15 protein-coding genes are annotated in these 14703 nt (G+C 68.2%); 6 read left to right on the forward strand and 9 right to left on the reverse strand.

The window, feature by feature from the left end; all coding sequences use genetic code 11:
• The first annotated feature begins 7 nt into the window (after positions 1-7).
• Positions 8-616: a bifunctional nicotinamidase/pyrazinamidase gene (pncA, locus tag ACP15H_RS16520; RefSeq protein WP_425067275.1), complete on the forward strand. Its 609-nt coding sequence runs from the start codon at positions 8-10 to the stop codon at positions 614-616.
• A 104-nt stretch (positions 617-720) separates the two neighbouring features.
• Here pncA and pcaF read toward each other — a convergent pair whose 3' ends face one another.
• The 3 genes from pcaF to ACP15H_RS16535 all read right to left on the reverse strand — a co-directional run bounded on the left by pcaF (position 721) and on the right by ACP15H_RS16535 (position 3923).
• Positions 721-1923, reverse strand: a complete 1203-nt coding sequence (gene pcaF / locus ACP15H_RS16525; RefSeq protein WP_425067276.1) for a 3-oxoadipyl-CoA thiolase — start codon at positions 1921-1923, stop codon at positions 721-723.
• Between the two features lie 120 nt (positions 1924-2043).
• Complete coding sequence (locus ACP15H_RS16530; RefSeq protein ID WP_425067277.1) at positions 2044-2697, reverse strand: class I SAM-dependent methyltransferase; 654 nt, start codon at positions 2695-2697, stop codon at positions 2044-2046.
• Positions 2694-3923: a DUF3419 family protein gene (locus ACP15H_RS16535; RefSeq protein ID WP_425069913.1), complete on the reverse strand. Its 1230-nt coding sequence runs from the start codon at positions 3921-3923 to the stop codon at positions 2694-2696. Before ACP15H_RS16535 ends, ACP15H_RS16530 begins: the two co-directional genes overlap by 4 nt.
• A gap of 125 nt (positions 3924-4048) precedes the next feature.
• Between ACP15H_RS16535 and ACP15H_RS16540 the strand changes: the two genes are divergently transcribed.
• The 4 genes from ACP15H_RS16540 (at position 4049) to ACP15H_RS16555 (ending at position 8155) form a co-directional block, all read left to right on the forward strand.
• A complete protein-coding gene (locus ACP15H_RS16540) occupies positions 4049-4600 on the forward strand; it encodes a methylated-DNA--[protein]-cysteine S-methyltransferase (protein ID WP_425067278.1) in 552 nt (183 codons plus the stop codon).
• Entirely contained in the window at positions 4597-5235 is a 639-nt protein-coding gene (locus tag ACP15H_RS16545; RefSeq protein ID WP_425067279.1) for a DNA-3-methyladenine glycosylase family protein, read from the forward strand. Before ACP15H_RS16540 ends, ACP15H_RS16545 begins: the two co-directional genes overlap by 4 nt.
• Positions 5236-5310: 75 nt before the next feature.
• Positions 5311-6702, forward strand: a complete 1392-nt coding sequence (locus tag ACP15H_RS16550; protein WP_425067280.1) for a malonyl-CoA decarboxylase domain-containing protein — start codon at positions 5311-5313, stop codon at positions 6700-6702.
• Between the two features lie 82 nt (positions 6703-6784).
• A complete protein-coding gene (locus ACP15H_RS16555; protein WP_425067281.1) occupies positions 6785-8155 on the forward strand; it encodes a DUF2235 domain-containing protein in 1371 nt (456 codons plus the stop codon).
• A gap of 83 nt (positions 8156-8238) precedes the next feature.
• On the opposite strand, the gene ACP15H_RS16560 is transcribed toward ACP15H_RS16555, so the two are convergent.
• From ACP15H_RS16560 to paaG (ACP15H_RS16570), 3 genes are read right to left on the reverse strand one after another with little or no spacing between them, the layout of a single operon-like run.
• Positions 8239-9171 (reverse strand): SMP-30/gluconolactonase/LRE family protein, encoded by a 933-nt coding sequence (locus ACP15H_RS16560; protein WP_425067282.1) that lies wholly within the window; start codon positions 9169-9171, stop codon positions 8239-8241.
• 26 nt (positions 9172-9197) lie between these two features.
• Positions 9198-9986, reverse strand: coding sequence for a 2-(1,2-epoxy-1,2-dihydrophenyl)acetyl-CoA isomerase PaaG (paaG, locus tag ACP15H_RS16565; RefSeq protein WP_425067283.1), 789 nt, complete (start codon positions 9984-9986; stop codon positions 9198-9200).
• A 14-nt stretch (positions 9987-10000) separates the two neighbouring features.
• Entirely contained in the window at positions 10001-10798 is a 798-nt protein-coding gene (gene paaG / locus ACP15H_RS16570) for a 2-(1,2-epoxy-1,2-dihydrophenyl)acetyl-CoA isomerase PaaG (RefSeq protein WP_425067284.1), read from the reverse strand.
• A gap of 80 nt (positions 10799-10878) precedes the next feature.
• Here paaG (ACP15H_RS16570) and ACP15H_RS16575 point away from each other — a divergent pair, with 80 nt between their 5' ends.
• A complete protein-coding gene (locus tag ACP15H_RS16575; RefSeq protein WP_425067285.1) occupies positions 10879-11325 on the forward strand; it encodes a flavodoxin domain-containing protein in 447 nt (148 codons plus the stop codon).
• 11 nt (positions 11326-11336) lie between these two features.
• On the opposite strand, the gene ACP15H_RS16580 is transcribed toward ACP15H_RS16575, so the two are convergent.
• The 3 genes from ACP15H_RS16580 to ACP15H_RS16590 form a co-directional block, all read right to left on the reverse strand.
• Positions 11337-12470: an adenylate/guanylate cyclase domain-containing protein gene (locus ACP15H_RS16580; protein WP_425067286.1), complete on the reverse strand. Its 1134-nt coding sequence runs from the start codon at positions 12468-12470 to the stop codon at positions 11337-11339.
• 65 nt (positions 12471-12535) lie between these two features.
• Positions 12536-13432: an SDR family NAD(P)-dependent oxidoreductase gene (locus ACP15H_RS16585; protein WP_425067287.1), complete on the reverse strand. Its 897-nt coding sequence runs from the start codon at positions 13430-13432 to the stop codon at positions 12536-12538.
• A 9-nt stretch (positions 13433-13441) separates the two neighbouring features.
• A complete protein-coding gene (locus tag ACP15H_RS16590) occupies positions 13442-14692 on the reverse strand; it encodes a thiolase family protein (RefSeq protein ID WP_425067288.1) in 1251 nt (416 codons plus the stop codon).
• Positions 14693-14703: the final 11 nt, after the last annotated feature.

A 14703-nucleotide genomic window follows, 5' to 3' on the forward strand; every position in this document is an offset into this window, starting at 1 on the left:
GTACCGGATGCCGAACGAGGCCCTGATCGTCGTCGACGTCCAGAACGATTTCTGCGAGGGCGGTGCGCTGGCCGTGGCCGGCGCCAGCGCCATCGTCCCGCTAGTCAATCGCCTGATCGGCCGCCACGACCATGTCGTGCTGACCCAGGACTGGCATCCGGCCGGCCATGCCTCGTTCGCGAGTTCGTGGCAGGACGCCGAGCCTTTCTCGACCGTGCAGTTCCCCTACGGACCGCAGGTCCTGTGGCCGGACCATTGCGTCCAGGGCACGCCGGGCGCCGCGTTCCATCCCGACCTGGAGATCACCAAGGCGCAGATGATCGTGCGCAAGGGCTTCCACACCGGCATCGATTCCTATTCGGCGTTCCGCGAGAACGACCGTATGACGCGCACCGGCCTTGACGGCTACCTGAAGGCGCGCGGTTTCACGAAACTGATCTTCTGTGGCCTGGCGCTCGATTACTGCGTCGCCTGGTCGGCCATCGATGCGCGCCAGGCGGGCTTCGACGTGGCCGTCGTCGTCGAAGCAACGGCTGCCATCGACCTCGACGACAGCCGCAAACGCATGATGAGCGACATGCGCCGCGCCGGCATCAATCTGAACGCTACGGCGTAGGCGCTGCGCCCCGGCGCAGCGCCGGCGGCGTATAGTGCTGCAGGGAGCGAAGCGACCGAAGCGCGGGCGCCGCACGCCTCAGAAAAGGTCTCGGTGTCGAGACCTCAGACACGCTCCAGCGCGAGCGCGATGCCCTGGCCGACGCCGATGCACATGGTGGCGAGCGCGCGCTTGCCGCCGGTGGCCTCGAGCTGGTTGAGCGCCGTGATCATCAGGCGGCCGCCCGAGGCGCCCAGCGGATGACCGAGCGCGATCGCACCGCCGTTCGGGTTCACGTTCTCGGCGTCGTCGGCGAGGCCCAGCTGGCGCAGCACGGCCAGCGCCTGGGCGGCGAACGCCTCGTTGAGCTCGATCGTGTCGAAGTCGCCGATGGTCATGCCGAGCTTGGCCAGCAGCTTCTGCGTCGCCGGGACCGGGCCGATGCCCATGACGCGCGGCGGCACGCCGGCCGAGACGGTGCCCAGGATGCGAGCGCGCGGCGTCAGGCCGTTGGCACGGGCGGCGGCTTCCGAGGCGATGATCATCGCGCAGGCGCCGTCGTTCAGGCCCGACGAATTGCCGGCCGTCACCGAGCCGCCATCGCGGAACGCGGCCGACAGCTTCGACAGGGTCTCCATCGTCGTGTCGCCGCGCGGGTGCTCGTCCTTCTCGACGACGATCTCGGTCTTGCCCTTCTTCACGCAGACCTTGACGATCTCCTTCTCGAAGAAGCCGCGCTCCTGGGCGGCCTTGCAACGACGCTGGCTGCGATAGGCGAAGGCGTCCTGGTCGGTGCGGCTGATCTGGTGCTCGGTGGCGACGTTCTCGGCGGTCTGGCCCATCGGATCGACGCCATAGGCCGCCTTCATGCGCGGATTGACGAACCGCCAGCCCAGCACCGTGTCCTCGAGCTTCATCGAACGGTCGAAGGCGCTCTCGGGCTTGCCCATCACGTAGGGCGAGCGGGTCATGCCCTCGACACCGCCGGCGATCATCAGGTCGGCTTCGCCCAGCTTCACGGCGCGGGCGGCATGGCCCGCCGCTTCGAGGCCGGAACCGCAGAGACGGTTGACGGTGGCGCCCGCCACCTCGACCGGCAGGCCCGCGAGCAGCCCGGCCATGCGCGCGACGTTGCGGTTGTCCTCGCCGGCCTGGTTCACGCAACCATAGATGACGTCGTCGACCGAGCCCCAGTCGACATTGGCGTTGCGCTGCATCAGCGCCTTGATCGGATGGGCGGCCAGGTCATCGACCCGCATGGCGCCCAGGCCGCCGTTGTAGCGGCCGACGGGGGTGCGGATCGCGTCGCAAATGAAGGCTTCAGTCATCTTGGGTACTCCCGACACAGGCAATCGTTGCTGTCGGGTTAGCACCCGCCCTAGGCGCTTGCCAATGGCCCGCGCGATGCCCCTGGGACAGGGGCGCCATGTCTTTGAGGGGATGGCGGACTAGGTCGCGCGGCGGCAGACGGCGTACTGGGCATAGCCGAGATGCGGCCGCTCGAAGCGCCGGACCTCGATGCCGCCGGGCAGCCGCGCCAGGGCCGCCTCCAGCGTGTCGCGCGGGATGACGTGGAACAGCGCCAGCCACTGGCGCAGGCTGCCGCGGAACCAGCCGGGCAGCCGCTCCTGGCCGCCGAAGTCGACGAGATGCAGTTCGCCCCCGGGCTGCAGCCAGACGACAGACTGCGCCAGCGCCCTCTCCCATTCCGGGATCATCGACAGCGTGTAGGAGAAGAAGATGCGCGAGAAGCCCGGCACGCCGAACAGTAGCGCCGGATCGAAGCGCGTGGCATCGGCATGGGCGAGGCGGACGCGGGCGCCCAGTCCCTCGCGCTCGACGCGACGGCGCGCCGTGTCGAGCATCTCCAGCGACAGGTCGATGCCGAACAGCGGCGTGGTGGGATGGCGCCGCGCCACCGCAATCAGGTTGCGCGCGGTGCCGCAGCCGATCTCCAGCACGCGACCGCCCGGCGGCGGCGCGAGACCGTCGATCAGCCGGTCGCGGCCCAGCAGATAGTATTTCCGGCTGAAATCGTAGACGTGGCGCTGGCGGCGATAGATCCGGTCCATGAGACCGGCATTGGCGAGGGTCGTGCTCACGGCTTCAGCACATAGAGATGGAAGCCGCCGTAAATAGCCGAGCGGTCGCGGGCGGTGAAGGCGCGCGACGCCTCTTCCTCGTAGTGCCACTGGTCGAGCAGCGCGGGCGCGATGCGCCCCGGCAGCAGCGAGGGTTCGGCAGCGGTGCGGAAGATCACGCGGGCGCCCGGCCGCGCCGTGCGCGTGATCTCGGCCCAGAGCGCATTGAGCTGCGCATCGGTCATCCAGTCCTGCGCGTCGAGCAACACGTAGCGGTCGCGCGAGCCGGCGGGACAGGAGGCGAGATAGTCCGTCACCGAGCGGTTCATGACTTCGACCCGTTCGGCGCCGCGCTTCACCGCGGCAAAGTTCTCCTGCCGGAGGTAGGGCGGCAAGGGCCCGCTGGCGTCGCGCGCATAGGCGCGGCCGAAGGCCTGCCAGGCGAAGTAATTGTCGTCGAGGCTGAAGCCGCAGGCCAGCCGCTCGACCCGGTCGCGCAGCACCGAGCCCATGTCGCGGCCGCCGGCCAGCGCCTCGTACTGGGCCGGCGGGATGCCCAGGCCATAGAGCGACAGGCGGTTTGACGTGGCCCAGCGCACGGCCGGCTTGTCGAACAGCGGCGCCAGCACCGTGTCGAAGAAGCGCTGCTGCTCCTCGATCGTGCGCGCGGCGAGAAGCTTGCCGAAGTCGACGCCGTAGACCCGGGCGGCAACGTGAGCCGCGCCGATGAAGCGGCCGAGCACGCCGTGACGGTAGGCGTTGCGCGCAAAGATCGAGATGCGGCGCCGGCCCCCCCGGTGCAAGCTGCGGCCCTCCCAATAGGCGCGGCTCTCGACATCGAGATGAGGCGCGATCTGGCGGTCGTAGACACGTGGATTGGCGGCTGAGTCGGCGGCGCCGAAGAAGCGATAGTAATCCGACCAGTCCGGCAGCTTCTGCGCCGCCGTGAGTTTCAGCCGGTTGAGCGCCACATGGGCGCGGCTGAGATCGACGGCGGTGATGCGCGACGGATCGGCGGTGAGATAGGACAGGATGTTGCAACCGCCCGAAGCGATCGCCACGACGTGGCAATCCGGCGTCAGCGCCATCGCCTCGAGGTCGATCTCGGGATCTTCCCAGATCTGGGCGTAGACCAGACCGCGAAACAGCCGCTCGAACAGCTTCTCAAGCAGTCCCTCGCGGGACAGCACCTTATGGCGGCGCACCGCCTGCTTCAGGATCGAATGGCTCTCGGCCCGCGGATAGATCAAACAATCGACTCCGGCTCAATATCGACCGTCCGACGCTAGCCGTTGTCGATGCAAGTTTGATGACGGCAGGCTGTGGGTTCTCCAGACTTGACGGGATGACCGGTTAGGCAGGAAGGTTCAGCATGAGCGCCCAAGGATTTGCCCTGTTCGACACGCCGATCGGCACCTGCGCCATCGCCTGGAGCGGCCCCGGCATCGCGGGTCTTCAGCTGCCCGAGCCGACCGCCGCCGCCACGCGGGCCCGCGTGAAGCGGCGCTGGCCCGGCGCCGTCGAGGCCGAAGCCGTGCCGGCCGGCGTGCAGCGCGCGCTCGACCGCGTGCAGGCGCTGCTGGCGGGCGATGCCGTCGATCTCGCCGACATCCCGCTCGACCTCGAGGCCGCACCCGAGTTCCACCGCAGGGTCTACGAGGTGGCGCGCACCATCCCGCCCGGCCGCACCATGACCTACGGCGAGATCGCCCGGCGGCTCGGCGTGCCGCACGAGTCGCGCGAGGTCGGCCAGGCGCTGGGAAAGAATCCAGTGGCCATCATCGTGCCCTGCCACCGCGTGCTGGGCGCCGACGGAAAGATGGGTGGCTTCTCGGCCAATGGCGGCGTCTCGACCAAGCGGCGCATGCTGGAGATCGAGGGTGCGCCCGAAGTCGGCGCGGGCCCCCTGTTCGCGGCGCCATGACGGGATTTCCGTTCAAGCCCGCGAAAGCGGTCGCGCATCTCAAGGCCGCCGACCCGGCACTCGCCGCGATCATCGACACGGTCGGCCCGTTCCGCATGGAGCTGAAACAATCGCGCAGCCTGTTCGGCGCGTTGGCCGAGGCCATCGTCTATCAGCAGCTCTCCAACAAGGCGGCCGCCACGATCTACGGCCGGGTCGAGGCGCTCTATCCCGACGCGCCCGACGGCTTCACGCCGCGTCATATCCTGAAGACTCCCGACGAGGCCCTGAGAGGCTGCGGTCTATCGCGCGCCAAGGTGTTGGCGGTCCAGGACCTCGCCCGACGCGTCGAGGAGGGCGAGCTGCCGACTCTCGACGTGGCACAGGACATCCCCGATTCCGAGCTGATCGAGCGCCTGGTGACGGTGCGCGGCATCGGCCGCTGGAGCGCCGAGATGTTCCTGATGTTCCGCCTGGGCCGCCCCGACGTGCTGCCGCTCGACGACTACAGTCTCCGCAACGCATACGCCAAGGCCTTCCGTAAGCGCGTCCTGCCGTCACCGAAGGAACTGGAGAAGGCAGGCCAGAAGTGGCGTCCCTATCGCACGGTGGCGAGCTGGTACCTTTGGCGCGTGCTCGACCTGCCGTCTGCATGACGGCGCGACAAGGACATGAAGCCGCGTTCATCTGCCGCCACTGGAGTGCCACGTTTGCTGTGACATAATCCGCGCATGGCCCTGCTCTTCTCCAATACCGTCGACCGTACCCTCGAAAGACTTCGGACCGCCTTCATCGACACCGCCCGCGGTGCCCGCGAGGCAGTGGGCGCGCCGCTCCGGCCCGATCTTCCCGACGACGACATCCCTCGCCTGAAGAGCCGCATCGACGCCTGCCTCGAAGGCAAGGGCGGCGAGACCGCGCGTCGCGGGCGGGCCGCCGAACTGGGACAGGCCTACCTGTCGCTCACCTCCGCCGGGCGCAAGAAATTCCTGCTGACCCTGGCGCGTGATTATGGCCTGCCGCGCGAGGCCGCGCTGAAGACCGTCGACCATTGGCGCGCCGGCAAGGACCCTGCCCGGACGCTGCTTCGCGAACTCGAGCCGCCGGCGGTGCGGCTGCTGCGCGAGTTCGTCGGTGTGCCGCAGGGCGTGAAGTTCGTGGTGGACCTGCGCGCCGAGCTGCTGGCTCTCGGACGCAGCGATCCCGCAGCCAAGGCGCTGAGCGAGGATCTGCGCTCGCTGCTGGGCGCCTGGTTCGACGTGGCGTTCCTCGATCTCGTACGCATCGACTGGGCCTCGCCCGCTTCGCTGCTCGAGAAACTGGTGACCTACGAGGCGGTCCACGCCATCCGCTCGTGGCGCGACATCAAGAACCGGCTCGATTCGGACCGCCGCTGCTTCGCCTTCTTCCATCCGCGCATGCCCGACGAGCCGCTGATCTTCGTCGAGGTGGCGCTGGTCGACGGCATGGCGGGCAACGTGCAGCGCCTGCTCGACGCGCGCGACGAGACGCACGACCCCAAGCGCGCCAACACCGCCATCTTCTACTCGATATCGAACTGCCAGCAGGGTCTGGCCGGCATCAGCTTCGGCAACTTCCTGATCAAGCGCGTCGCCGACCAGCTGTCGCGCGACCTGCCCAACATCAAGGACTTCGCCACCCTGTCGCCGATCCCGGGCCTTCGCCAGCATGTCGAGCACCGATTCAAGACCGAAGGCGACGGCGCGCTCACCCCGAGCGAGATTGCCTCGCTGGGGCCGGTGACGGACGAGGCCTACGGCGCCGCAGCCGTCCTCAAGCTGCTGGCCCGGCCCAACTGGTGGGAGGTGCCGGCCATAGACAAGGCACTGCGCCCGATCCTGACGCGCCTCGCCGCCGTCTATCTCACCGCCACCGACAAGGGCCGCGCGCTCGACCGGGTGGCGCACTTCCACCTCGGCAACGGCGCCGTCGTCGAGCGGCTGAACTGGCTGGGCGACACCAGCGCCAACGGGTTCAAGCAGTCCTATGGGATGATGGTGAACTACCGCTACAAGCTCTCGGACGTCGATGCCAACCACGAGGCCTATTCCGCCGGCAAGGTCGTCGCCAGCCGCGAGGTGCGGGGGCAGACCAAGGGCTGATATGCGCCCCTGCACAGGCGGCCAACATGGTCGCGCCCTGCAATTGATGATGTAGTTCTCCTCTCACCTGCGGGGAACGACTATGTCGCCGACGGAGAGGGCGACAGGCGCGCCTGAGTCCCGGAAGAAGCGCATCATCCTTCTGCTCGACGGCACGTGGAACGACCCGGCGGCCGGCGACAACGACACCAACATCGTGCGGCTCGAGGACCTCATCGTCCGCACGCTGCGGGAGACATCGACCGAGACCGCCGCCACGGTCGGCAAGCTCACGCACGGCTACGTCACCGACGGGCAGGAGAACATCGTCCTCTACCAGCGTGGCGTGGGCACGGGCGCCTTCGACAGGTTCAAGGGTGGCGTGCTGGGCCTCGGCCTGCACGACAATATCCGGCGGGCCTACAAGTTCGTCTCCTATCACTACGAGAAGGGCTGCGACCTCTATGTCTTCGGCTTCTCGCGCGGCGCTTACACCGCGCGCTCGCTGGTGGGATACATTGGCGCCTCCGGCCTGCTGACCCGCGAGAACTGCAGCCGCAAGAACGAGGCACTGGCCTGGGGCAACTACCGCACGCCACCGGCCGACCGGGTGCCGGCCGTGAGCGTCCAGCTCGACGGGCTGGTGCACGACCGCGCGGAAGTGCGCGTGAAGTGCCTCGGCGTCTTCGACACGGTCGGGGCGCTCGGCATCCCCTTCGAATGGTGGTTCTCCAGGCTCAATCGGGAGAAATACGGCTTCCACGACGTCGAGCTTTCGTCGATCACCGAAGTGAACCTGCAGGCGATGGCCGTGGACGAGCATCGCCGGCCGTTCAGTGCCGCCGTCTGGCGCAGGCCCCGCTTCAAGAAGCTGAAAGGCAAGGTCGAGCAGGTCTGGTTTCCCGGCGCCCATGCCGACATAGGCGGCGGCTACGTCTCGGCCGAACGCCGGCGTAGCGATCCCGACCTGGCCTCGCTGGATGACGTCACGCTCGACTGGATGCTGAAGCGGCTGGCTGTCCATTGCCCGGACTTCCCCATAGACCGGACAACGGCCGGATGGCGGGATGCCGACAGCGCCTGCTCACGGCTCGGTCATCACGACGCGCGCACGCTCCTCTACAAGCTGTTTCCCTTCGCCTGGCGCGCCGTGGCCAACCGGCCGATTGCCAAACCCGGCTGGCGGCAGGAGGCCGTTTCCTACGATCGTCGCGACACGACGATCGGCGAGGCCATCCACATCTCGCTGCTGGAGCGGCTCAACCAGGAGATCACGGTCAACGGTCGCACGGGAGTCTATGCGCCCCGCAACCTGCTCGAGATCATCGAGATCGTGCGGCAGACCTATGCTGGGGCGCCCCTGGAGGCACCCGTCAGGATCGTCGACTGGAGCGGCGAGACGCTCGATCCCTACTATGCGGCCGACGCCGCGAAGGCGCTCGCGGCGATCGAGAGCGCCGTACCGACCGGCTGATCACTGCTGGGGGCGCGCCACTCCACTGGCGCGATCATGATCCAAGCGAAGGCACGCCAGTGGAGTGGCGCGCTCCCGGCCATCTACTTATTTAGATACTCGAGCTTCAGGCCGGGACGCGGCCACTCGAAGCTGACCAGTTTGCCGGTCATCGAGAGGGTGGCGTAGGCGGTGCGCAGGTCCGGCCCGCCGAAGCAGATATTGGTGACCATCGGGTCGGGGAGCTTGTGCTGAGTCACCGACTGTCCGTCGGGCGAGATGTCGGACACGGCGCCGGTGATCAGGGTCGCGACGCAGACGTGGCCGGCCGAATCGACGGCCAGCGAATCGAACATCTGGTAACCGCCGAGGCCCGCCACCACCCGGCCCTTCTCGCCACGATAGGGGCCGTTGGCGTCCTTGATGACACCCGGCGACGACAGATCGAAGGCCCAGAGGCGTGCCGTCGGCGTCTCCACGACGTAGAGCGTCTTGCCGTCGGGCGAGAGGCCGCAGCCGTTGGGCCGCTCCAGCGGGAACACTTTCTGCTCGATTTTCGAGCCGTCGGCCCTGGCGTAATAGACGGCGCCACGATCGTTGTCGTATTCGCGCGTCTTGCCCAAGTCGGTGAACCAGAAGCCGCGGGCATCGTCGAAGACCAGGTCGTTGGGGCCGTTCAGCTTGCGGCCGTCGCAGCTGTCGTAGAGCGTCTCGAACTTGCCGGTCTCGGGATCGACCACCTGGATCGAGCCGCCCTTGTACGACGCGGGCTGCGTGCCGGGGAACAGCCGGCCATCGGGCCGTTCAATCCAGTTGAAGCCGCCATTGTTGGTCACGTAGATCTTGCCGCCGGGGCCCATCGCGGCGCCGTTCGGACCGCCGCCCAGCCTGGCGATGATGTGCTGCTTGCCGTCGGGCATGACGCGCGTGAGCGTCTCGCGCGCGATCTCGACCAGGATGACCGAGCCATCCGGCATGGCCACCGGCCCCTCGGGGAACTTGAGGCCCGAGGCGATCTCCTTGAACGGCGTCGTCATGGTCGTCTCTCCCGTCGGTTTCTTGATTACTTGCCCTTGAAGGCGGGCTTGCGCTTGGCGAGGAAGGCGGCAACGCCTTCCTTGAAATCCTCGCTCTTGCCCAGCTCGCGCTGGAAGTCGCGCTCGACATCGAGCTGCTGGGAGAGCGTGTTGCCGCTGGCGCGGTTCATCGCCTCCTTGATGCGCGCGAGCGACATCGTCGGTCCGTCCGCGAGACGGCGCGCGAGGTCGCCGGCCGTCTTCATGAGGTCGGCATCCTCGACCACGTCCCAGATCAGGCCCCAGTCCTTGGCCTGCTGGGCGCTGATCTGCGGCGCCAGCATGGCCAGCGCCCGGGCCCGCTGCTCACCCACCAGGCGCGGCAGGAACCAGGTGCTGCCGCCGTCGGGCAGCAGGCCGATGCGGGCGAAGGCCTGCAGGAAGGAGGCGGACTTGCCCGCAATGGCGATGTCGGACGCGAGCGCAAAGCTCATGCCGACGCCGGCCGCCGGACCGTTCACCGCCGCCACGATCGGCTTGGGCACGCTGCGCATCAGGCGGATCACGGGATTGAAGAACTTGTCGAGCGCCTCACCCGAGTCCGACGTATTGCCGTTCGCGCGGTCGGGATCGGCGAGGTCGGCGCCGGCGCAGAAGCCGCGGCCCGCACCGGTCAGCAACACGGCGCGCACCGAGGCGTCGGCGGCGAGCTCTTCCCAGCACTGCTTCAGCTCGCCGATCATCTTGCGCGACACGGCGTTCAGCCGGTCGGGCGCGTTCAGGGTCAGGGTGGCGAGTCCGTCTTCCTTGGCGATCTGGATCTTCTCGTAGGTCATCTGATTCTCGTCTCTCAACGTCCGGTGAAATTGGGGGCGCGCTTGGCCAGGAAAGCCGCGACGCCCTCCTTGAAATCCTCGCTCTTGCCGAGCTCGCGCTGATGGTCGCGCTCGAGGTCGAGCTGCTGGTCGAGCGTGTTGGTGGCCGCCGCGTTGATCGCGCCCTTGATGGCGGCATAGGAGCGGGTCGGGCCGGTCGCGAGCTTCTTTGCAATGTTGCCGGCCTCGTCCATCAGGGCGGCATCGTCGACGACCTGCCAGACCATGCCCATGCGTGCGGCCTCCTCGGCCGGCACCGAGGCGCCGAGCATGGCCAGCGCGCGGGCGCGCGCGTCGCCCACCGTGTGCGGCAGGAACCAGGTGCCGCCCAGGTCAGGGATCAGCGAGATGCGCACGAAGGCCTGGTCGAACCGCGCCGAGCGCGCGGCGATCACGATATCGCAGGCCAGCGCGAGGTTGGCGCCGCCGCCCGCCGCCACGCCGTTCACCGCGGCCACGATCGGCTTGGGCAGGTCGCGCATGGCCCGGATCATGGGATTGAAGATGCGATCCATCGCGGCGCCGACGTCGCGCGGCCCCTGGGATGAGGCATCGCCGGGGCCGCCGCCGGCCAGGTCGGCACCGGCGCAGAAGCCGCGGCCGGTCCCGGTCAGCAGCACGGCGCGCACCGCATCGTCCTCGCGGGCGCGCTTCAGCTCGGCGTTCATGGCGTCGATCAGTTGATGGCTCATGGCGTTCAGCCGCTGCGGGCGGTTGAGCGTCAGGGTCAATACACCGCCCTCGAGGGCGGACAGAACAGGCGTTTCTTCCATGAGCGCAAGACTGACATGGCCGAATCTGCCGCGCCATCGGGTCGCGTCGCATCGCGGCACTCGGTCCCGTATCCCGGAGCATGGCCACGATCCTGATCCTGGTCGGCACCGAGTCGGGCAATGCCCAGATGGTGGCCGACGCGCTGCAACCCGTGCTGGCGAGTGCCGGACACGCCGTCGACGTCACCGACAAGGCCGCGACCGCCGCCGACCTGCAGGCGCACGACGTGCTCCTCGCGGTCTGTGCGACCCACGGCTCGGGCGACATCCCGACCAACATCCTGCCGCTGGTCGAGGCGCTCGAGCGCGACAAGCCCGACCTGTCGGGCCATCGCTACGGCGTCATCGCGCTGGGCGACATGACCTACCAGGACACGTTCTGCGGCGGCGGCAAGAAGGTCGACCAGGCGCTGGAACGCTGCGGCGCCCGGAAGGTCGGCGACCGCCTCGAAATCGACGCCTCCGAACAGCCCCTGCCCGACGAGGAAGCCCTCACCTGGATCGAAGGCTGGAAGACGAAGGTCTGAAGGCCCCTCAATCAATCCGGCAGCGTGAAGATCTCGACCGGATCGCGCACCCCGCGCAGGCGGTGTTTGCCGAGCGACTTCATCGGGCGCGGGCAATCGGCGTTGAATTCGGCGGAGGCGCAGACGCGGACGCCGAGGGCCTTGGTGAGCCCCTCCAGCCGCGAGGCGCGGTTGACGGCGGAGCCTATGACGGTGAAATCGAGCCGGTCCTCGGTACCGATATTGCCGAAAGTCACGGTGCCGACATGGAGGCCGATGCCGAACTTCATCGGCTCGGCGCCGGCCGTCGCGCGCGCCTCGTTGGCGGCCTCGGCATCGGCGATCAGCTGGCGCGCGGCATCGAGCGCGGCCGCCGTCACCATCGGCATGAACAGCGCATCCTCGGCCGGGAAATAGGCCATCACGCCGTCGCCGATGAACTTCAGGATCTCGCCGCCATGCCCGGCGAGCGCGTCGCCCACCAGCTGGAAGTAGTTGTTCAGCAGTTCGAGCACCTGATCGGGCGGCAGGCGCTCGTTGAGGCCGGTGAAGTCGCGCAGGTCGGAGAACCACAGGACCGCGCGGATCTCCTCGCCGTCGCCGCGACGGATCATGCCGTGCAGGATGCGCTCGCCCACCTGGCGACCGAGATAGGTCTGTGCGACGGTCTGGGCGACACTCTCCTCGATGTGCATCTCGGTCACGGCGCCCATCATGTCGACGAGGCGCGTGAGATCGTCGATATCGGCCTCGCTGAACCCCTCCTTGCGGTCGGTCGCGAAGGCCACGACCGGCAGCGGCCCGTCGCGGCGGATGTGCATCGGCAGCGAGAAGTAGTCCGTGCCGCCACCCTCCTTCACTTCGTGCAGCACGTGATGGTGACGCTCGGTCAGCTTGTCGAGCCGGTAACGCACGGGCGTGCCGCCTTCACGCACCTCCTGCGTCGGGCTGCCGATATAGGCCGGGGTGAACTGGATGCCGTAGGCGCGCGCCACGGATTCGACGCGTTGGCCGCGCCGCCAGAGATAACCCATCGCCTGCAGCTGCGGATGGACGAGCTGGAGGCCGACATACATGCGCCAGACCGGCACGCCGGCTTCGAGCACGCGGTTCATCAGCTGCTCGATGAAGGTGTCAGGCTTCCTGATGAGCCGGCCTTCCCGCATCAGCCATTTCGCGACCGGCAGCAGCCGATCTGCTGCCGGTGCGATGGCGGTAGACGCCTCGGCGCTCAGGAGCCGCTCACGACGGCGGCGACTTCCTCGCCGGAGGTGCGGAAGACGCGACTGGCCGAGACGTCGGCGATCTTCTCGATATTGTCAGCCACGTCCTCGATCGTCGGCGCGCGGCCGTCGATGCGCAGGCCCTCGGCCTCGCGATACTCGATGCGCGCGAAGGTGCCGGCGCCGGCGCTCCAGATGTCGCCGGTGCGCTGGCACTGTTCGCTGCACAGATAGGCGACCATGGGCGAGACGAACTCGGGCTTGAGCTTGGCCAGCGCCTCGGGCGTCATCAGGCTCTCGGTCATGCGCGTGGCCGCGATCGGCGCCAGCGCGTTCATCATGATGTTGTACTTCTGGCCCTCGAGCCGGAGCGCGTTCATGAAGCCCACGACCGCGAGCTTGGCGCCGCCATAGTTGGACTGGCCGAAGGTGCCGTAGATGCCCGAGTTCGAGGAGGTCACGACGATGCGGCCATAGGCCTTGGCGCGCAGGATCGGCCAGGCCGCGTGCGTCACATAGGCGGTGCCGAGGAAATGGACCTTCACGACGAACTCGAAATCCTCGGTCGTCATGTTGTGGAAGGTCTTGTCGCGCAGGACGCCGGCATTGTTGACCACGATGTCGACCGTGCCGAAGGCATCGACGGCGGTCTTCACGATGTTGGCGGCGGTCGCGGCCTCGGCGACGGAATCGTAGTTGGCGACGGCCTGGCCGCCGGCCGTCTTGATCTCGTCCACGACCTTGTCGGCCGCGGCGTGACCGCCGCCTTTGCCGTCGACCGCGCCGCCCGGATCGTTCACGACCACCTTGGCGCCGCGGCTGGCCAGCAGCAGCGCGTGGGCGCGGCCGAGCCCGTTGCCCGCGCCGGTGACGATGGCGACGCGATTGTCGAAGCGGATTGTCATGTCTGTCCTCTACTCTTTCGTGAGAATTACGACCGAGGCCACGGCCTCTTCCATGCCGATCACGCCGCCGCCATTCTCGGCGAGCGCGACTTCGGCGCCTTTCACCTGACGCTCGCCGGCCTCGCCGCGCAACTGCGTGGCGAGCTCGGCCAGCATCGACAGGCCGGTGGCACCCACCGGATGCCCCTTGGAGACCAGGCCGCCCGACGTGTTGACCGGCAGCTTGCCGCCCGGACCGGTGGCGCCCGATTCGACGAATTTGCCGCCCTCGCCCTCGGGGCAGAAGCGCAGCATCTCGCACTGGTAGATCTCGCAGAAGCTGGTGGCGTCGTGGACCTCGGCGACGTCGATGTCCTCCGGCCCCAGCCCGGCCATCCGGTAGGCCTTGTCGGCGGCCGCACGCGTCAGGCCGGGCGCGTCGAGGTTGCGGTACATGCCGCCCGAGAATCCGACGCCCGCGATTTTCACGGCGCGGTCCTGGACCTGCTTGGGCTGCTTCGCGAGATACTCCGCCGAGCAGAGCAGCGCCGCCGCCGCGCCGTCGCCGATCGGCGCGCACATGGCACGGGTCAGCGGGAACGACACGGGACGGTCCTCCATCACCGACTGCGGCGTCATCTGGAAGCGGTACTGCGCCTTTTCGTTGAGCGCGCCGTAATTGTGGTTCTTGGCGGCACCGGCCGCGATCTGGGCTTGGGTCGTGCCGTACTTCCACATGTGCCACTTGGCCTGCATGGCATAGGTATCCATGAAGATCGTGCGGTCATCGCCCGGCTTGAATTCGGAGCCGACCATCTTGCCCACCCGGTTCATCTCCTCGACCAGCCGGTCGTGCTGGCTGGTGATGTAGCCCTGGTTGAAGAGACCCGCCGTCCGCTCCGGCGCCTCCGGGCTGAACAGCTTCTCGACGCCCAGGCAGAAGGTGAGCTCGTGGGTGCCGGCCAGCACGTCCTTCCAGGCGCCCATGAAGGCGGTCGAGGCGGTGGCGCAGGCATTCTCGACGTTGAACATCGGCACCCGCTCGGGGAACAGCCCCTCCTCGACCAGCGGCTGGAACAGCGCCTGGCCGCGGATCGAGTTCTGGCCCCAGAAGCCCATGCCGCAATTGCCCAGCCAGCCCGTCTCGATGTCGCTGCCCCGGTCCATGCCGGCATCGGCCAGGGTGCCCAGATAGGCCTCCCGGGCGAGGTCGCCGAAGCTCAGGCCCGGGTGCTTCTTGAAGACGGTCGTGTAGGCGCCGATCATGTAGACGTCGCGCATGGGTCGGTTTC

The organism is Reyranella sp. (assembly GCF_965249915.1).
Taxonomy (GTDB): Bacteria; Pseudomonadota; Alphaproteobacteria; order Reyranellales; family Reyranellaceae; genus Reyranella.